At 69.6% G+C, this 16,990-nt stretch carries 19 protein-coding genes; 6 read left to right on the top strand and 13 right to left on the bottom strand.

What is annotated here, in order from left to right:
• Complete coding sequence (locus AC1M14_RS11845) at positions 1–159, bottom strand: hypothetical protein (protein WP_102775987.1); 159 nt, start codon at positions 157–159, stop codon at positions 1–3.
• A gap of 227 nt (positions 160–386) precedes the next feature.
• Here AC1M14_RS11845 and AC1M14_RS11840 point away from each other — a divergent pair, with 227 nt between their 5' ends.
• The 4 genes from AC1M14_RS11840 (at position 387) to AC1M14_RS11825 (ending at position 2,926) form a co-directional block, all read left to right on the top strand.
• Positions 387–797 (top strand): YciI family protein, encoded by a 411-nt coding sequence (locus tag AC1M14_RS11840; protein ID WP_102775986.1) that lies wholly within the window; start codon positions 387–389, stop codon positions 795–797.
• Between the two features lie 51 nt (positions 798–848).
• Positions 849–1,256 carry a VOC family protein gene (locus AC1M14_RS11835; RefSeq protein ID WP_102775985.1) on the top strand — a complete coding sequence of 136 codons (408 nt, stop codon included), beginning with the start codon at positions 849–851 and terminating at the stop codon, positions 1,254–1,256.
• Entirely contained in the window at positions 1,253–2,536 is a 1,284-nt protein-coding gene (locus AC1M14_RS11830; RefSeq protein WP_479731656.1) for an RNA polymerase sigma factor, read from the top strand. Before AC1M14_RS11835 ends, AC1M14_RS11830 begins: the two co-directional genes overlap by 4 nt.
• Positions 2,537–2,641: 105 nt before the next feature.
• On the top strand, positions 2,642–2,926 hold the full coding sequence (locus AC1M14_RS11825; RefSeq protein ID WP_479731655.1) for a type II toxin-antitoxin system RelE/ParE family toxin: 285 nt from the start codon (positions 2,642–2,644) through the stop codon (positions 2,924–2,926).
• Positions 2,927–2,961: 35 nt separating this feature from the next.
• Here the strand turns inward: AC1M14_RS11825 and AC1M14_RS11820 are convergent, their stop codons facing one another.
• Both AC1M14_RS11820 and AC1M14_RS11815 read right to left on the bottom strand, forming a co-directional pair.
• Positions 2,962–3,630, bottom strand: coding sequence for an HAD family hydrolase (locus AC1M14_RS11820; RefSeq protein ID WP_479731654.1), 669 nt, complete (start codon positions 3,628–3,630; stop codon positions 2,962–2,964).
• Positions 3,631–3,700: 70 nt separating this feature from the next.
• Complete coding sequence (locus AC1M14_RS11815) at positions 3,701–4,879, bottom strand: MFS transporter (RefSeq protein ID WP_102775981.1); 1,179 nt, start codon at positions 4,877–4,879, stop codon at positions 3,701–3,703.
• A gap of 107 nt (positions 4,880–4,986) precedes the next feature.
• On the opposite strand from AC1M14_RS11815, the gene AC1M14_RS11810 reads away from it, so the two are divergent.
• A complete protein-coding gene (locus AC1M14_RS11810) occupies positions 4,987–5,895 on the top strand; it encodes a LysR family transcriptional regulator (RefSeq protein WP_479731653.1) in 909 nt (302 codons plus the stop codon).
• A 4-nt stretch (positions 5,896–5,899) separates the two neighbouring features.
• On the opposite strand, the gene AC1M14_RS11805 is transcribed toward AC1M14_RS11810, so the two are convergent.
• The 10 genes from AC1M14_RS11805 to AC1M14_RS11760 form a co-directional block, all read right to left on the bottom strand.
• The gene (locus AC1M14_RS11805) at positions 5,900–6,685 is read right to left on the bottom strand and encodes a DUF169 domain-containing protein (protein WP_102775979.1); all 786 of its coding nucleotides are present in this window, start codon (positions 6,683–6,685) and stop codon (positions 5,900–5,902) included.
• Between the two features lie 52 nt (positions 6,686–6,737).
• Positions 6,738–7,478 carry a DNA alkylation repair protein gene (locus AC1M14_RS11800; protein ID WP_479731652.1) on the bottom strand — a complete coding sequence of 247 codons (741 nt, stop codon included), beginning with the start codon at positions 7,476–7,478 and terminating at the stop codon, positions 6,738–6,740.
• 41 nt (positions 7,479–7,519) lie between these two features.
• Complete coding sequence (locus tag AC1M14_RS11795; protein WP_479731651.1) at positions 7,520–8,050, bottom strand: MarR family winged helix-turn-helix transcriptional regulator; 531 nt, start codon at positions 8,048–8,050, stop codon at positions 7,520–7,522.
• A 72-nt stretch (positions 8,051–8,122) separates the two neighbouring features.
• Positions 8,123–10,048, bottom strand: a complete 1,926-nt coding sequence (locus AC1M14_RS11790; protein WP_479731650.1) for a TRAP transporter large permease — start codon at positions 10,046–10,048, stop codon at positions 8,123–8,125.
• Positions 10,045–10,668, bottom strand: a complete 624-nt coding sequence (locus AC1M14_RS11785; RefSeq protein WP_102775976.1) for a TRAP transporter small permease subunit — start codon at positions 10,666–10,668, stop codon at positions 10,045–10,047. The genes AC1M14_RS11790 and AC1M14_RS11785 overlap by 4 nt, the downstream gene beginning before the upstream one ends.
• A 136-nt stretch (positions 10,669–10,804) precedes the next feature.
• Positions 10,805–11,932 carry a TRAP transporter substrate-binding protein gene (locus AC1M14_RS11780; RefSeq protein ID WP_479731649.1) on the bottom strand — a complete coding sequence of 376 codons (1,128 nt, stop codon included), beginning with the start codon at positions 11,930–11,932 and terminating at the stop codon, positions 10,805–10,807.
• Between the two features lie 177 nt (positions 11,933–12,109).
• Positions 12,110–12,739 carry a Vgb family protein gene (locus AC1M14_RS11775; RefSeq protein ID WP_102775974.1) on the bottom strand — a complete coding sequence of 210 codons (630 nt, stop codon included), beginning with the start codon at positions 12,737–12,739 and terminating at the stop codon, positions 12,110–12,112.
• 31 nt (positions 12,740–12,770) lie between these two features.
• A complete protein-coding gene (locus AC1M14_RS11770; RefSeq protein WP_102776057.1) occupies positions 12,771–14,000 on the bottom strand; it encodes a helix-turn-helix domain-containing protein in 1,230 nt (409 codons plus the stop codon).
• A gap of 50 nt (positions 14,001–14,050) precedes the next feature.
• Positions 14,051–15,409 carry an ATP-binding protein gene (locus tag AC1M14_RS11765; RefSeq protein ID WP_479731648.1) on the bottom strand — a complete coding sequence of 453 codons (1,359 nt, stop codon included), beginning with the start codon at positions 15,407–15,409 and terminating at the stop codon, positions 14,051–14,053.
• Complete coding sequence (locus AC1M14_RS11760) at positions 15,406–16,068, bottom strand: response regulator transcription factor (RefSeq protein ID WP_102775972.1); 663 nt, start codon at positions 16,066–16,068, stop codon at positions 15,406–15,408. Before AC1M14_RS11760 ends, AC1M14_RS11765 begins: the two co-directional genes overlap by 4 nt.
• Before the next feature lie 134 nt (positions 16,069–16,202).
• On the opposite strand from AC1M14_RS11760, the gene AC1M14_RS11755 reads away from it, so the two are divergent.
• Entirely contained in the window at positions 16,203–16,988 is a 786-nt protein-coding gene (locus AC1M14_RS11755) for a MipA/OmpV family protein (protein ID WP_479731647.1), read from the top strand.
• Positions 16,989–16,990: the final 2 nt, after the last annotated feature.

The following is a 16,990-nucleotide window of genomic DNA, read 5'->3' as shown; positions in this document are numbered from 1 at the left end:
TCAGCAGTTGCCTTTCTTGGCCTGTCCCGGCGGACAGAAACCGCCGCCGCCGCCGCCGTAGCCGCCGTGAGGATCGACGATCACCGCGCCGTCGGGCGTATAGACGGCGCAGCCTGACAACAGGGCCGCCATCAAGGCAAAGCTGCAAAGGATTTTCATATCTGTATTCAAAGTTGTGGACGCCTGCGAGTGTAGGCAGGCGCGCTGCAACCAGGGCTGAGTGTTCGTAACAATCTGCTGGTTGTGTTGCGCCGCCGTCCCGCAGACCTGGGACTTACCCTAGGTTTTTCGCACAGATGTCGATCCGGCGCCGCGTCGTTCGTCGTGCCTGTACAAGCCCGGAAAAACACGACGGGCCGTGATTTCCGAACCCAGGAGATTCAGGAATGCGATTCATGATCCTAGTGCGGGCCACGCCCGACAGCGAAGCCGGCGTCATGCCGCCCGAAAGCATGTTCGCCGCGATGACGACCTATCACGAAGCCCTGGCCAAGGCGGGCGTGCTGCTCGACGCCAACGGCCTGCAGCCCTCCTCGCGCGGCTGGCGGGTGCATTACGACCACGGCCAGCGCTCGGTGATCGACGGCCCGTTCGCCGACACCAAGGAGCTGATCGCCGGCTACACCATGATCCAGGCGCGCTCGCGCGAAGAGGCCATGCAATGGGCCTTGCGCTTTCCCGAGCCTTTTCCCGACCAGCCCTGCTCCATCGAAGTGCGCCAGATGTACGAGCTGGACGAACTCGGCCCCAGCGAATCGATCGAACGGTTCCGGCGCCTGCCGGCCATCAGCCGCTGACAGCCATCGCTCTTGCACCGATCCCAAGCCGACCCACCGGAAACCCACATCATGCCCAAACAGATCTTCGTCAATCTGCCCATCGCCGACATGCAGAAATCGCAGGCTTTCTTCAAGAGCCTGGGCTTTTCCTTCAATCCCCAGTTCACCAACGACCAGGGCGCCTGCATGGTCGTCAGCGACGACATCTACGTCATGCTGCTGGTGACCGACTTCTTCCAGACCTTCACCGGCAAGCCGGTGGCCGACGCCAACAAGAGCACCGAAGTCCTGATCGCGCTGTCCTGCGACAGCCGCGCCGAGGTCGACGACCTGGTGGCGCGCGCGCTGGCCGCCGGCGGCAGCGCGCCGCGCCAGCCGCAGGACCACGGCTTCATGTACGCGCACGGCTTCGAAGACCTGGACGGCCACATCTGGGAGCTGGTGTACATGGTGCCCGGCGAGATGCCCGAAGCATGACGACGCAGGCGGCCACGCATCGCGCCATCGAGGCGGTCTGGCGGATCGAAGCCGCCAGCGTCATCGCCGGCGTCGCGCGCCTGGTGCGCGACGTCGGCCTGGCCGAAGAACTGGCGCAGGATGCCCTGGTCGCCGCCCTGGAACGCTGGCCCGAGACCGGCGTGCCCGACAACCCGGGAGCGTGGCTGATGACCACCGCCAAGAACCGCGCCCGCGACCGCTTGCGGCTGGACGCGCTGCATACGCGCAAGCACGAGCAGATCGGCCGCGAGCTGGAGGCCCTGCAGGCCGACGTGGAGCCGGATTTCGTCGACGCGCTGGACGCCGCGCGCCAGGACGACATCGGCGACGATCTGCTGCGCCTGATTTTCACCGCCTGTCATCCGCTGCTGTCGACCGAGGCCCGCGTGGCGCTGACGCTGCGCCTGCTGGGCGGGCTGTCCACGGCCGAGATCGCGCGCGCCTTCCTGGCCTCGGAGTCCACCATCGCGCAGCGCATCGTGCGCGCCAAGCGCAGCCTCTCGGCCGCCAACGTGCCGTTCGAAGTGCCGCGGGCGCACGAGCGCGCGCCGCGCCTGGCCTCGGTGCTGGAAGTCATCTACCTGATCTTCAACGAAGGCTATTCGGCCACCTCGGGCGATGACTGGACCCGCCCCGCCCTGTGCGACGAAGCGTTGCGCCTGGGCCGCGTGCTGGCCGAGCTGGCGTCCGGGGAAAGCGAGGTGCACGGGCTGGTCGCGCTGATGGAACTGCAGGCCTCGCGCCTGTGCGCGCGCGCCGACGCGCAGGGCCGTCCCGTGCTGCTGATGGACCAGGACCGCGCCCGCTGGGACCGCTTGCTGATCCGCCGCGGGCTGGCGGCGCTGGACCGCGCCGACGCGCTGGGCGGGGCACGCGGCCCCTACGCGCTGCAGGCCGCGCTGGCGGCCTGCCATGCCCGCGCCCGCACGCCCGAAGACACCGACTGGCAGCGCATCGTGGCGCTGTACGACGCGCTGGCGCAGGCGCAGCCCTCGCCGGTGGTGGAACTGAACCGCGCCGTCGCCGTGGGCATGGCCTTTGGCCCAGAGGCCGGACTGGACCTGGCCGACCGGCTGGCGCAGGACCCGGCGCTGGCCAATTACCATTGGCTGCCCAGCGTGCGCGCCGACCTGCTGGCCAGGCTGGGCCGCCGCGCCGAGGCCCGCGCCGAATTCGAACGCGCCGCCGGCATGACGCGCAATGCCCGCGAGCGCGCATTGCTGCTGGAACGCGCCAACCAGATGGATTCGCAGACATGAAGCGCGACGCCATCGCGGCGTCCTAGATCCGATCCGGCCCGCTGGCGCCCTGTACGCGCGATGGATACCGTTTGCGTCGATACCGCAACGCGTCACCGTCCGATCATGGCGATCCAGTCCTTCCGGTGTGCAGACACGCAGGCCCTGTTCGAGCTGCGGCGGGTCCCCAGGTGGGTCAACGCCGAAGCCCCTGCGCTCAAGAAGCTGCGCCTGCTGCATGCGGCGCGCCAGCTTGTGGACCTGCGCACCCCGCCTGGCAATCGCCTGGAATACCTGAAAGACGGCAAGCGCGCCGGGCGGCACAGCATACGCGTCAACGACCAATGGCGCATCTGCTTCGTCTGGACCGCCGACGGCCCCGCCGACGTCGAGATCTTCGATTACCACTGACCCGGGACCGGCCGGCCCGGGCCATCCACGCGCCGCTACAGCAGTTCCGGCAGGCGGCGCAGGTCGTCGATGACCTCGCTGGCGCCTTCGTCCAGCAACCGCTGGCGTTGCCCGGGACCGTTGTGCGAGGCCCCGACGTAGCCGATGGCGCGCATGCGCGCAGCCCGCGCGGCGCGCACGCCGGCCACGCTGTCTTCCACCACCACGCAATCCAGGATTGCCGCGCGCATCTGCCGGGCGGCGAACAGGAACACGTCCGGCGCCGGCTTGCCGCGCGCCACCTGCGCCACGCTGAAGACATTGGGCGCGAACGCGTCCCACAGGCCCACCATCCTCAAGGCCGCCTCCAGCTTGGCGGGCTGGCTGCTGGAAGCCACGCACAGCTGCATGCCGCGCTCGCGCAGCGCCGCCACCGTTTCGGCCGCGCCGGGCAGCGCGCGCAGTTCCTGGCGGAAGCTGGCCTGCAGGCGGTCGGCGTACTGCCGCGCGAACCCGTCGGGCAGGCGGCGTTCGCTTTCCTGCTGCAGGGTCTGCCACATGTCCGCGTCGGGAATGCCGGCGAAGCGGCGCGCGGCCTCTTCGGGCGTGATGGCGATGCCGTGCGCGGCCAGCGCTTGCGACTGGGCGCGCGCCGCGATGATCTCGCTATCGATCAGGACGCCGTCGCAGTCGAAGATGACCAGGCGGGGGGCAGGCGTATGCATAGTGGCTCCGTGGGAAACAAGCCCCCATGATAGGCCGGCGGCATGACGCCGCAAGGTCGGCCGCGCGCGCCTACAGCCCCGCGCCGCGCAGGCGCCGCAAACGCCACGCCAGCGCCACGCCGCCCAGCCCTGCCGCGGCCACGATGAACGAGGCCGACGTCCAGCCGTAGCGGTCGATCGCGCCGCCCACCGCCAGCGGCCCGATCACCTGGCCGAGGTTGCTGCCCTGCATCACCAGCCCCACCGACGCCGCCGCCAGGCCGGCGCGCGGCGCCAGCGTGGGCGCGGTGCCCAGCAGGGTGGCCGGTATCAGCCCGCCCACCGCCGAGAACAGCACGCACAGCAGAAAGGTCGGCATCGCCGGCAACACCGAGCGGAAGATGAGCAGCGCCACCGCGCCCATCGCCACGCTGGCGCAGGCGATCAGCGTGGAACGCCGCCAGCCGCGCGCCAGCAGCACGCCGGCGCCCAGGTTGCCGATCACGTTGGCGGCGCTGGCGATGGCGCTGTAGACGCCGGCGGTGGCCAGCGACAGGCCCAGCTGCTCGGTCAGCAGCACCGGCAGGAAGGTGAACAGCGCGAAGAACATCAGGCTGTAGAGCGTGAACGTCAGCGCCAGCAGGCGCGGGCCGGGCGCGCCCAGGGTGTCCGCCGTGTCCTGGCGCAGGCTGCGCCAGGACAGGCTGGCCCCGCCCGGCGTGGCCGGGGCCAGCGCCGCGACGCTCGCCAGCGACACGACCACCGCCGCGCTGGCGCACCACCAGTAGCCGCGCCAGTCGCCGAAGGCCTGCGAGGCCAGCATCGCGATGGCCATGCCCGCCGGCATATAACAGCTCCACAGCGCGAACGCGATATCGCGGTTCGAGGCCGACACCATGCGCTGCAAGGCCGCCGGACCCGCCACCGAAATCATCAGGAATCCCAGCCCTTCCATGACGCGCGACGCCAGCAGCAGGCCGTAGGCCGGCGCCATCGCGCCCAGCGCCGCGCCCACGGCCGTGGCCGCCAGGCCGGCCAGCAGCATGCGACGCGCGCCGTAGCGGCCGATGACGCCGCCGGCCGCGATGCCGCCGAACATGCCCAGCACGGAGAACACCGCCGCCAGCGCGCCTATCGCGGCCAGGTCCAGCCCCAGATCCCGGCGCAGCAACGGCGCGGCGATGATCAGCTTGCCCACCTGCAGCGCCGCCGCCACGCCCGCGCCCACGATCGCCGCCACCGCGCCCCAGCGCGTTCCTTCCTGCCCCATTCCCGTCTCCGCCTTGTCAGAACCCGGCCAGGATGCCATCGCCGGCCGATTCCGGTAAGTGATAATCTTCTGATTGACTTGATCGATTTATTAGATCGTCCGGCGCGATGATAGACGCTCTTACCCTGGACCAGCTACGCGTATTCGCGGCGGTGGCCGACACCGGCAGTTTCCGCGCGGCCGCACGCCGCCTGTCGCGCGTGCAGTCGGCGGTCAGCCACGCCATCGCCAATATGGAAACGCAGCTGGGCGTCAGGCTGTTCGACCGCAGCGGCCACCGTCCCGTCATGACGCCCGAGGGCGCGGCGCTGCTGGCCAACGCCCGCGACATCCTGCTGCGCGTGGACGCCATGCGCGCCCGCGCCCAGGGGCTGGGCGAAGGCGTCGAGCTGGAACTGTCGCTGGCCGTGGACACGCTGTTTCCCCTTGCCGCGGTGGGCGCCTCGATCAACGCGCTGCGCGCGGCCTATCCTTCGGTGGCCACGCGGGTTTCGGTGCTGCCGCTGGGCGGGCCGATAGAGGCGCTGCTGGCGCGCAGCCATACGCTGGGCATCGTGGCGGGCGAGCACTTCCGCCATCCCCACATCGCCATGCAGGCCTTGTCCTCGGTGCAGATGGTGGCCGTGGTCGGCGCGGCCCACGCGCTGGCGCGCCACGTCGCGGCGGGCGAGCCGCTGGCCCCGCCCGCCCTCGCCGACCATGTGCAGATCGTGCAGTCGGACCCCTCGGCGCTCAGCCAGGGCCGCGACTTCGCCGTGCTGTCGCCGCAGACCTGCCGCGTCAATACGCAGGACGCCAAGCACGCGCTGATCGTCGCCGGCGCCGGCTGGGGCCGCCTGCCGCTGTGGCAGGTGGAGCGTGACCTGGCCGAAGGCCGGCTGCTGCGCCTGCCGACCGACAGCCTGGGCCGCGGCAGCCAGGTGGCCGCCGAAACCTATCTGGCGCACCGCATCGACCAGCCGCTGGGGCCGGCCGCCCGAGTGCTGGCGGCCGCGCTGCGCGACGCGGCCCGCTGAGGGCTCAGGACTTGGCGGGGGGCCGCGCGTAGCTCACGCCCATGCCGGCGCGCACGTCGTTCTGGATGCCGTAGGGCGGGATCGGATAGCGCAGTCCGTTGGCCGACAGGGCCTTCATGCCCTCGATGGCGATGGGCAGGTAGCGCGGCGGCATGGCCATCAGCATTTCCTCGTCCGGCACGCCGCCGTAGCGGCGCTCGGCGAAACAGGGCAAGGACAGGCTGGGTTCGCCGGTGGCCAGCGCCCTGCCCCAGGAGTCCGCACAGGCGGTCTCGCCCACCACGCTCCAGTCGAAGCGGCGGTAGTTCTTCCATTGCAGGCCATTGATGAGGATGATCATCTGGCCCGGCGTGGCGTACACCAGGCAGATGTCGGGCGGGTCCAGCCGGCCCGAGGCCAGCGGCGACACCACCATGCCCTGGTACTTGCCCGCGGGCACGCAGGACAGCGCTTCCTGGCGGGCCTGGGCGTCGGCCTGGGTGGCGTGCCATACGCCGACATAGTCCTCGCCGCGCCGCCAGGCCTCGTCCTGCGGCCCCAGCCCGATCACGGCGCGGCACTGCGCGCCCACCAGATCGTCGCCGGTGATGCCCACGGTCCAGCCCAGCCGCGCCGCCATGCCGACGATCTGGTCGGTGGTGTGCGTGGCCTGCGGACGCCGCAGGCCCTTGACCGCCGCCATGTCCTCCGCCCGCTCATACAGCTTCATGCCGATGACCGTGGTCTTCAGGCGCAGCAGCTTGTTCAGGTCATCGACCAGCGATGCCCAGTTCAGTGTCGTCTCTTCCATGCCCGTCCTTTGGACTGTAGTACTTGCACGGACTATAACGAATCGGCCGGGCCTACGGACCGATGGAACGCAGCGCCCGCTTGCAGATGCGTTCGGTGGCGGCCGCCGGCCGGCCTGCCGACCAGCGCGCGCATACTTCGCGCACCCAGTCCGGGCGGCTCTTGCTGGCGTCGTTGAGCCAGTTCGCCACCGAATCCTGCACATAGACGGCCGGGTCCGCCCGCAGCGCTTCCAGCAAGGGCAGCGCCTGGCCCGGATCGGACTTCAGCGCCGCGATGTGCGCGCACCAGACGCCGCGCGGACGCAACGACTCGCAGGCGAAACGCCGCAGCCGCTCGGACGGCTCACTGGTCCATGGCTGCAGCAATCGCAACGCCTCCTGCAGTTGCGCCGCCAGATGCTCGCGCAGCGCCAGCCAGGCCCATTCGCGCACGCCGAAATGCGCGTCGTCGGCCAGCGGACGGATCAGATCCAGGCGCGCGCCGAGCGTGCCGCCCGGCATGGCGCCCGCCATGAAGCAGGCCCAGCCGCGCACCGTGTCGCAACGGTGCGTCTTCAAGACTTCGAAGCCGTCGGGCCCCAGGCGTTCGCCCAGGATGTGCGCGGCCAGCGCCATGCGCCGGGAAATGCCCAGCCCCGCCTGCGCGCGCATCGAGGCCACCGCCGCGGCCCCGGCCTGCGGCGCCACGGCCTGCATCAGGACGGCGAAATCCACCGCCAGGCATTCGGTCAGCGTGGCCGCCGGTTCTCCGGCGTTCAACTGCGCCAGGCGCTCGGGCGCGATGTCTTTCACGCCCCTGCCGGCCGGCTTCGGCGCCGCAGCCTTGCGCGGGCTCACCGCGCCGGCTCCCGAATGGCGGCACGGCCCGCGTCCGTGCCTTGCCAGACCCGCTCCAGCAGGCCGGCCAGTCGCTCCCGGTCCGCGTCGCCGAAGCCCGCGAACAGCGAGCCGATCCAGTCGGTGTGCTCCTTGAAAAGCCTGGCCGCGGCCGTCCGGCCCTTGGCGGTCAGCTTCACCTTGATGCTGCGCCTGTCCTCCTTGCCTGCCTGGCGCGCCACGAAACCGTCGCGCTCCAGCCCGTCGAGCAGGCCGGTCACCGTGGCGCGCGTGACGCCGGCGCCTGCGGCCAGTTCGTGCGGCGCCAGGCCCTGCGCCTGTTCGTGCAGCAGGAACAGCAGCACGAATTTGCCCTCGGACAGCCCGCGCGGCGCGAGCCGGGCGGCGCAATCCCGATCGATGGCCGCGGCCAGCGACAGCAACTGAAAGCACAAGCCGATGCCGCCGGCCGACGGCAACCCCCGCCTTGCCGCGATTTCCAGCAGCGCGCGGTGCTTGCGTTCCAGCATGGCTTGTCCGTCCTTCATGGCCGCTCCAAAATTAATTAGCCGGCGTATAGTACGCCGGCTAATTAATATCCTGCAACCACGGGCCTGCCTTCAGCGATACAGCACCGTGGGGAGCCACAACCCGATCTCCGGGAACACGTACAGCAGGAAGATCGCGATCACCTGGATGCCCATGAACGGCATCATGCCCATGAAGATCTGGTTCAGCGTGACGTGCGGCGGCGAGACGCCCTTCAGGTAGAAGGCGGACATGGCCACCGGCGGCGACAGGAACGCCGTCTGCAGGTTCAGCGCCACCAGCAGCCCGAAGAACAGCGGATCGATGCCGAAGGTGTTGAGCAGCGGCACGAAGATGGGCATGAAGATCACGATGATCTCGGTCCATTCCAGCGGCCAGCCCAGCAGGAAGATGATGACCTGCGCCAGCAGCAGGAACTGCAGCTGCGACAGCCCCAGCGACAGCACCCATTCCTCGATGATACGCTGTCCGCCCAGCAGCGCGAAGGCCGCCGAGAAGATCGACGAGCCGACGAACAGCCAGCACACCATGGCGCTGGTCTTTGCGGTCAGGAACACCGATTCGCGCAGCACCGGCATGTTCAGCCGCCGGTACGCCAGCGCCAGCAGCGCGCCGCCCAGCGCGCCCATGGCCGCCGCCTCGCTGGGCGTGGCCAGGCCGAAGCCGATCGAACCCAGCACCGCCGCGATCATCACGGCCAGCGGGAAGAACGAGGACATCAGCATCTTGAAGATTTCCAGCCGCGCCCAGGTCAACAGGCCATAGAACGCCAGCATGGCGGCTGCGCATATCGCCGCGAAGATCCAGAAGCCGGTGGGCGCGGCGATGCCCTCGCCGGCCTCGGCCGGCGCATCCGCTGCGGCCGCGGCGGACGGCGCCGCCGGCGCGTCGGACTGGGCGCCGGGCGGTTCGGACAGGCCGCCCGCGTCATTGGAAGGCGGCTCGGCCAGTCCGCCGGACGGCGGCTCGCTCAGGCCCGAATCGAAATCCACCGAACCCAGCTGCAGTTCCGCGGGCACGTCGTAGACCACTTCGGGCCGCGTCGTAGCCTGGTAGACCACGGCCACCAGCAGCACCGTCACCGCCAGCGGCGCCAGCGCCATCGCCATGTAGCGCAGCAGCGCCGACAGCGGCACGTCGCGGTTGCGGCGCCCCTTGAACAGGGCCGCCACCATGCCGGACAGCGCGCGCACGTGACCGCCCGAGGCCAGCGCCTTCGATTCGGGCGACAGCGGCACGCCGCGTTCGGCCATGGGCAGCGGCGGCGCCAGGTCGGGCCGCAGCTTGGCCAGGATGATGACGTACAGCATGTACAGGCCGGCCAGCATGATGCCGGGGAACAGCGCGCCCGCATACAGCTGCACCACCGACACGCCGGTGGTCGCGCCGTACACGATCAGCATCACCGAAGGCGGCAGCAGGATGCCCAGGCAGCCGCCGGCCGTGATGGCGCCGGCCGTCAGCCGCACGCTGTAGCCGGCCTTCAGCATGGCCGGCATGGCCAGCAGGCCCATCAGCGTGACCACCGCGCCGACGATGCCGGTGGCCGTGGCGAAGATGGCGCAGGTCGCCAGCGTGGCTACCGCCAGCGCGCCGGGCAGGCGCGCCAGCGCCAGGTGCATGGAGCGGAACAGTTTTTCGATGAGGTTGGCGCGCTCCACCAGGTAGCCCATGAACACGAAGAGCGGGATGCAGATCAGCGAGTCGTTGGTCATGGTGGCGTACGTGCGCTGCACCATCAGGTCCAGCGTCTGCCCGATCGAGCGCGCCGGATCGGGATTCTGCATGTAGTACGCCAGGAAGGTGAACAGCACGCCCATGCCCATGAGGGTGAACGCCGTCGGAAAGCCCAGCATGATCGCCACCACGATCAGCGCCAGCATCAGCAGCCCGATGTGCCCGGTGGTGAGGTTGTCCCAGGGCGTCAGGAAGACGATCATCAGGATGACCAGGCCGATGCACGACAGGCCGAACCACAATGCCTTGTGGATTTTCATTGGCGAGGCTCCTCGTGCGTGACGTAGCGGTCCAGGCGGGCGATGTCCTCGTCCTTCACGTGCACCATCTCCTTGAGCTTGTCGACGTCCACTTCCTCGACGTCCTCTTCACGCGCCGGCCACGCCCCGCGGCGCAGGCACAGCAGGCAGCGCATGACTTCGGCCAGCCCCTGCACCAGCAGGACCGCGCCCGCGATCGGGATGAAGGCCTTGAACGGGTAGATGGGCGGCCCGTCGGCCATCAGCGAGGAATGCTCGCGGATGGCGATGGAATAGCCGGCGTAGTACCAGCCCGCCCACACCAGGGCGATGACCCCGGGAAAGAAAAACACGATGTACAGCGTCAGGTCGAGCCCGGCCTGCATGCGCGGCGGCAGAAAGCCGTACAGGATGTCGCCGCGCACGTGGCCGTTCTTGGCCAGGGTGTACGCGCCGGCCATCATGAACAGGATGCCGTAGTACATCATCTGCAGGTCGAACGCCCACGCGCTGGGCTGGTTCAACACGTACCGGGCGGCGACTTCCCAGCACACATGCAGGGTAAGAACGACGATCAACCAGGCGAAGGCCTGCCCGACGAAGGTGGATATGCGGTCTATGAAACGTATGATTCGGATCATCTGGCGTCCTGGTTGAGGCGCATGGCTTCCCGCCGCACGACCTGGACGAGCGCGCGACGCATGAGACGATGTGTCAATCGGTCAAGGCGCAACGGCGCCCCGGCCCGCCTGGGCCGGCGCGGGGCGGGCCCTGCGTTCAGGCCGTCTTGTTGCTGCGCGAGAAGTAGTGGTTGTAGGCCATGCGGAAGTTGACCGAGGTATCCCCGTTCCAGCGCCCCACCCGCTCGGCGAAGGCGCGCTGCGACTCCAGCACCTTCTTGAACAGGGGGTTCTCGGCCGAGCGCTTGGCGATCATCTCGTCCCAGATCTTCAGCTGCTGCTGCAGGATGGCGTCGGGCGTCTTGTAGAACTTGACGTTGTGCTCTTTCTGCAGCTTGACGTAGTCCTGCGAATAGCGGTTGGCCGCCTTCCAGGACATGTCGGCGCTGGCGGCCTGCGCGGCGTAGCTGAGGATGTGCTTGAGGTGGTCCGGCAGGCTGTCGTACTTGGCCTTGTTGAACAGCACCTCGAACTGCTCCGCGCTCTGGTGGAAACTCTGCAGCATGCAGATCTTGGAGACGTCCTGGAAGCCCAGCGCCAGGTCCGAGGACGCGTTGTTGAACTCGGCGCCGTCGAGCAGGCCCCGGTCCAGCGCCGGCACGATCTCGCCGCCGGGCAGCGCGTTGACCGCCGCGCCCATGGCCGTGTACATGTCGATGGCCAGGCCCACCGTGCGGAACTTGAGGCCCTTGACCTCGTCCATCTTGGTGATCGGGCGCTTGAACCAGCCGAACGGCTGGGTCGGCATCGGGCCGTACATCAGCGACACCACGTTCACGCCCATGGCTTTCTGGATCTCGACCAGCAGCTCCTTGCCGCCGCCGTATTCATGCCAGGCCAGCAGCATGTTGGCGTCCATGCCGAAAGACGGCCCGGACCCCCACAGCGCCACGGCCGTGTTCTTGCCGTACCAGTAGGCCACCACGCCATGCCCGCCGTCCAGCGTGCCCGCGGACACCGCGTCCAGCAGATCGAACGCCTTGACCACCGCTCCCGCGGGCAGCACCTCGATCTTCAACTGGCCGCCGGCCATGTCGTTGACCTTCTGGGCATAGTCGCGGGCGAACTCGTGGAAGATGTCGTTGGCCGGCCACGTGCTCTGGAAGCGCAGGGAAATCGGAGCATTCTGCGCCCGGCTGACCGCCGGAAATCCCAGGGCTGCGGCGCCGGCCGCGGCTGCGCCGGAGATGAACTTGCGGCGGCGGGGCTTTGTAACGTGTTGCATGGTGTGTTGTCTCCTGAAAGGACTACATGGACCAGCTAATAGTTACTTCTGCTACGTGGACGCGGGAGCGGCCCGCGGATGACGCGAAACTGTGAGCTGATTAAACCTTTCCGACTAATCGGTGACAATCAGCTTTATGTCAGGATTTACCCTAGACGACGGATTAACACTTAAGCGCTAAGGCCTCTGCACGACTCTCACCTTGCCGCTGTCGCCGCCGCCGCAGAACAGGCGTTCGCCCGCGTCGGACTCCAGCCCCGAGACGCCCGTGCCGGCCGGCATTTCCACGCTTTGCAGCACTTCGCCGGTGCGCGCGTCCAGTTCGCGCAACTCGCTGGCGCCGTCCTCCCAGGTGCCGTGCCACAGCTTTCCGTCCACCCAGGTCACGCCCGTGACGTAGCGGTCCGAAGCGATCGTGCGCAGCACGCGGCCGGATTCCGGGTCCACCTGGTGGATCTTGCGCTGGCGGTACACGCCCACCCACAGGCTGCCTTCGGCCCAGGCCAGGCCCGAGTCCTCGCCGCCGCCCGGCGCGGCGATGGTGGAGACCACGCGGCCGCTGGCCGGCTCGATTTTCTGGATGCGCCCGTCGGCGATCTGGTAGAGATGCCTGCCGTCGTAGGCCGTGCCGGCGCTGGCCGCGACGTCGATGGCGCGCGTCGTGGCGCCGCTGTCGGGGTCCATGGCCAGCAGCCTGTCGCCCACGGCGAACCACACCTGGCTGCCATCGTAGGTCAGGCCGTGCACGGCGCTCACGTTCTCGAACGGACCGTATTCGCGGATGATGCGGGCTTGGGAGCGTTTCATGTCGGTATCCTCCAAAAGAGACGCCTCCATGCTAGTCCGCCGCCAGCGCGGCCGGGAGCAACAAGGTTGTCGTGAATCCGGGCATGGGCGGGGTGATCCAGCGCCGCGCGCGGCCCTGCCCGCGCGACTGCACCTTGTCGGCGGCGGCCAGCGCATCGAGCGCGCGCTGCACCGTGCGCTGGCTGGCGTTCAGGGCCAGCGCCAGCGCCGAACTGGACCAGGCCTCGCCGTCGGCCAGGAACGCCAGGATGGCGCCGTGGTCGCGGTCGGCGTCTTCGACCGGGCGGGCCAGCACCACGGCCTCGCGTCCCGGCCGCGGCTCGAGCGCATAGCCTTCGCGCGTGGCGACGATGCCGGCCAGCGGCCGCAGCGCCGTGCGCAGCCGGCCGATTTCCACGCGCAGGCGCGCGCGGTGCGTGTCGTCGAAGTACGCGCTGCGAAAGGCCTGCCGGCTCAAGGCCTCGCGCGCGACGGCCTGCGGCCAGGCCTGCGCCAGCGCGCGGGCCAGCGCGAACAGCACCGGCCGGCTCGCCAGCGGCACCACCGCGCCGGCCTCGCGCACCGCGTTGCGGCAGGCGTCCACCACCAGCGTGTCGGACGCCAGCAGCGCCTCGACCTCGTCCAGCAGCAACAGGCGTTCGCCGCCGCGCCCGAGCAGGCGCGCAGCCGGCGCGGTCAGCACCATCGACGCGCTTTCGACCTCGGCCGCCAGCGCCGGAATGCCGGCGTGATTGGCCGCGATCTCGGCCTGGGCCAGCGCGGCGCGCGCGGGCTGTATCCGCAGCCGCCGCAAGGCGATGCCGGCGGCGATCAGTTCATGGATGGCGCGCGACGCGGGCGCCAGCGCGGCGGGGTCGAGCGCGGCCAGCGCGCGTTCGGCGTCGTCGAGCCGGCCGATCAGAAGCGCCCGGCGCGCCTGCAGATGACGGGCGTGCGCGGCATTGGCCGGATCGCCGTGCGCCTGCAAGGCGGCGCGCGCGGCCTCCAGCGCCTTCTCCGGCCAGGCCAGCTCGCGCGAGACCAGCGCGATCTCGGCCTCGGCCACCACGCAGCGGGCGCGCGACAGCACGTCCTTGGCGTCGAAGCCGCGGGCGGCGCTGCGCAGCAGGGTGCGGGCGCGGCGGAAATCGCCCAACTGCGCCATGGCGATGCCGCGCAGGGCGAGCGCCGGCGCGTCGCCGCGCAAGGCGACCAGATTCAGCGCGGCCAGCGGATCGCCGGCCGCCAGCGCCCGCGCCGCCGATGCGATCAGGGAATCCATGGACATTGCGCCACGTGCGCGGCTCCATTCAGTGTGCAAGCCCTAATCTATCACCGACCGGCCGGCGGGAAATTCAGCGTCAGCGCCACGCCTGCGCCGCGCAGGCCCTCGTCCAGGCTGATCTCGGCGTGATGCTGGCGGGCGATCTGCGCCACCAGCGACAGGCCGATGCCGCTGCCGCCGCCGGCGCTGCCGGCGGCGCGGTAGAAGCGGTCGAAGACGCGTCGGCGCTGGGCCGGCGCGATGCCGGGGCCGTCGTCGGCCACGCGCAGGAACGCGCCGCCATCCGGCAAGGGGCCACAGGACACGGCGATCTGCCCGCCCTCTGGCGTATAGCGGACCGCGTTGTCGAGCAGGTTGCGCAGCAGCACGCCCATCGCGTCGACTCGCCCCTGGACCGTACAGGCCCGGACTTCGAGCAGGATGCGCTGGCGCTTGCGGGTCGCGTCCGATTCGCAATCCCGCGCCAGCATCACGACCAGCTTGTCCAGTTCGATCGTCTCTGGCGCGTCGGCGCCTGCGCTCAACGCATCCATGCGGGCCTGATCCAGCAACTGCTCCGACAGGCGCGAAGTGCGCTGCGCGACCTGCCGCAGCTTTTCGATCGAGGCCGTCTCGCCGCCGGTTCCGATGCTGCGCGCCACCAGTTCGGCGTGCGCGCTGAGCGCGGCCAGCGGCGTGCGCAGTTCGTGCGCCGCGTCCTCCAGGAAGCGGCGCTCGCGGTCCATGCCGGCCTTCACCCGTCCCAGCAACTGGTTGATCGACTGGATGAACGGATGCAGTTCGCCCGGCATGCCGGCCGACGGCACGGGCGCCAGGTCGAACGGCTCGCGGCGCGCGATCGCCGCGCCGGTCTGGTCCACCTTGCGGAAAGCCCGGCACACCACCGCGCAGCTCACCGCCGCCAGCAGCACGAACAGAATGGAGACGATGATGAGGCCGCGCCTGACGCTGTACCAGGACCGCGCGCGCCATTCACTCTCGGGCTTGGCCACCTGCACCTGCACGCGGCCGCTGGCGTCGGTGAGCGAAAACACGCGCCACGCGGCGCCGTCCAGCGTCACGTCGGCGTAGCCGTCGGCAAGCGTCGCGCTCAGCGGCGCTTCGGGCGACTCAGGCGAACGCATCAGCAGCCGCCGGTCGGCCAGCGACCACACATGAAAGCGCACCCGGTCGCCGTCGACCAGTTCCGCTCCGGGCGGCGCGAAGCGTTCGGTGGGCGCCACGCTGCCCAGCAGGCTGACCGGCAGCGAGGCCAGCATCTGGGTGGCCGCGTCGCGCAGCCACAGGTCGCGCACGCCGGTCTGGGCGCGCATGGTTTCGTACTGCTGGAAGGCCGACACGCCGATCCAGGCCAGCAACAGGGTCAGCAGCAGCGTGACCGTCAACTGCCTGCGCAAGGTCTTCATGAAGCCTCTTCGATGCGATAGCCCAGGCCGTGCACCGTCGTGATCAGCCCGTCGCCCAGCTTGCGGCGCAGCTGGTGGATGTACACGGCCACCGTGTTGCTTTCGATCGCGCCGCTGTCGCCATAGACGGCGGCCTCCAGCTGCTCGCGGTTGACGGTATGGCCGATGCGCTCCATCAGCGCCAGCAGCGTGCGGTATTCATGTGCGCTCAGTCCGATCTCCACGCCGGCGCGCGTCACCACCCGCCTTGCGGGTTCCAGCACCACGTCGCGGCAGCGCAGCGCCGACACCACCGTGTTGCTGCTGCGCCGGACCACGGCGCGCAGCCGGGCCAGCAGCTCATCGAGCTGGAACGGCTTGACGATGTAGTCGTCGGCGCCCAGGTCCAGGCCCTGGACGCGTTCGCTGAGCCGGTCGCGCGCGGTCAGGATGAGCACCGGAGTCGCGTCGTAGCGCGCGCGCAGTTGCTTCAGGACCGCCAGGCCGCTGCCGTCGGGCAGCCCCAAGTCCAGCAGCACGGCCTGAAAAGCATGTTCGACCAGGGCCAGCCTGGCCTGCGCGACGTCGCGCACCCAGTGCGCGTCCACCCCCGACTGACCCAGGCCGGTATGCAAGGCGTCGCCCAGCATGGCGTCGTCTTCGACTAACAGGACACGCAAGAGAACTCCAAGGCAAACGAACGAGGGCGAATCATGCCGGCGCCCATTTAAAAAATTATTAAAACCCCATGCCGACAATGCGGTTCGCGTAGGGCGAGGCAGCCGGCCCGCCTGGGAACAAAGGAAGCAATGGAATGAAGCCACTGATTTTATCAAGCAGGACGCTGGCGGCCTCGGCCGCGCTGCTGGCGGCGCTGACGGGCAACGCACGCGCCGAGAACGAGGGACAGCGCCGCAACTTCATCGGCATGGGCGTGGGCGCCATACCGGTGTACGAAGGCTCCAGCGAATACCGCGCCCTGCCCGTGCCGCTGATCCAATACCAGTCCGGACACTTCTTCATTTCGCCGCGCGCAGGCCTGCCGGCCATGGGCCTGAAGTTCGACCTGGCGCCGGACTGGACCACCGGCGCCTTCGTCGGCATGGGGCTGGGACGCAAGGCCGATGACGCCGACCTCACCAAGGGACTGGAAGACATCGACTTCCACGGCACCTACGGCGCCTTCATCGAATGGTCGTCCGGGGACTTCTCGGTGATCGCGGCCTACCGGCAGGCCGCGAAAAGCGGCTATGGCGCCACGCTGGACCTGCGCGCAACCTACACGGCATGGCGCGACACGCGCAACCGCGTCTCGATCGGCGCCAACACGCAATGGGCCGACAGCGACTACATGCAGACGTGGTTTGGCGTCACGCCCTCGCAGGCCGCGCGCAGCCGCGCCGGGCTGGATACCTACTCGGCCTCGTCCGGCTTCAAATCCGTGTCGGTCTTCGGCACCTGGACACACAGCTTCAACGACCGCTGGGCCGCGGTGACCACGCTGGGCGTCAGCACCCTGGCCGGCGACGCCCGCGACAGCCCGCTGACCGACCGCGAGACCAACGCGTTCGCCCACGTCGGCGTCATCTACGCATTCTGACG

This window comes from Achromobacter sp. SX5, assembly GCF_056711425.1.
This window is presented reverse-complemented; position numbering and strand designations above follow the sequence as displayed.

Excerpts from the sequence above, each read along its gene's own strand:
- AC1M14_RS11845 (WP_102775987.1), bottom strand. The coding sequence starts at position 159 with ATGAAAATCCTTTGCAGCTTTGCCTTGATGGCGGCCCTGTTGTCAGGC.
- AC1M14_RS11840 (WP_102775986.1), top strand. The coding sequence starts at position 387 with ATGCGATTCATGATCCTAGTGCGGGCCACGCCCGACAGCGAAGCCGGC.
- AC1M14_RS11835 (WP_102775985.1), top strand. The coding sequence starts at position 849 with ATGCCCAAACAGATCTTCGTCAATCTGCCCATCGCCGACATGCAGAAA.
- AC1M14_RS11830 (WP_479731656.1), top strand. The coding sequence starts at position 1,253 with ATGACGACGCAGGCGGCCACGCATCGCGCCATCGAGGCGGTCTGGCGG.
- AC1M14_RS11825 (WP_479731655.1), top strand. The coding sequence starts at position 2,642 with ATGGCGATCCAGTCCTTCCGGTGTGCAGACACGCAGGCCCTGTTCGAG.
- AC1M14_RS11820 (WP_479731654.1), bottom strand. The coding sequence starts at position 3,630 with ATGCATACGCCTGCCCCCCGCCTGGTCATCTTCGACTGCGACGGCGTC.
- AC1M14_RS11815 (WP_102775981.1), bottom strand. The coding sequence starts at position 4,879 with ATGGGGCAGGAAGGAACGCGCTGGGGCGCGGTGGCGGCGATCGTGGGC.
- AC1M14_RS11810 (WP_479731653.1), top strand. The coding sequence starts at position 4,987 with ATGATAGACGCTCTTACCCTGGACCAGCTACGCGTATTCGCGGCGGTG.
- AC1M14_RS11805 (WP_102775979.1), bottom strand. The coding sequence starts at position 6,685 with ATGGAAGAGACGACACTGAACTGGGCATCGCTGGTCGATGACCTGAAC.
- AC1M14_RS11795 (WP_479731651.1), bottom strand. The coding sequence starts at position 8,050 with ATGAAGGACGGACAAGCCATGCTGGAACGCAAGCACCGCGCGCTGCTG.
- AC1M14_RS11790 (WP_479731650.1), bottom strand. The coding sequence starts at position 10,048 with ATGAAAATCCACAAGGCATTGTGGTTCGGCCTGTCGTGCATCGGCCTG.
- AC1M14_RS11785 (WP_102775976.1), bottom strand. The coding sequence starts at position 10,668 with ATGATCCGAATCATACGTTTCATAGACCGCATATCCACCTTCGTCGGG.
- AC1M14_RS11780 (WP_479731649.1), bottom strand. The coding sequence starts at position 11,932 with ATGCAACACGTTACAAAGCCCCGCCGCCGCAAGTTCATCTCCGGCGCA.
- AC1M14_RS11775 (WP_102775974.1), bottom strand. The coding sequence starts at position 12,739 with ATGAAACGCTCCCAAGCCCGCATCATCCGCGAATACGGTCCGTTCGAG.
- AC1M14_RS11770 (WP_102776057.1), bottom strand. The coding sequence starts at position 14,000 with ATGGATTCCCTGATCGCATCGGCGGCGCGGGCGCTGGCGGCCGGCGAT.
- AC1M14_RS11765 (WP_479731648.1), bottom strand. The coding sequence starts at position 15,409 with ATGAAGACCTTGCGCAGGCAGTTGACGGTCACGCTGCTGCTGACCCTG.
- AC1M14_RS11755 (WP_479731647.1), top strand. The coding sequence starts at position 16,203 with ATGAAGCCACTGATTTTATCAAGCAGGACGCTGGCGGCCTCGGCCGCG.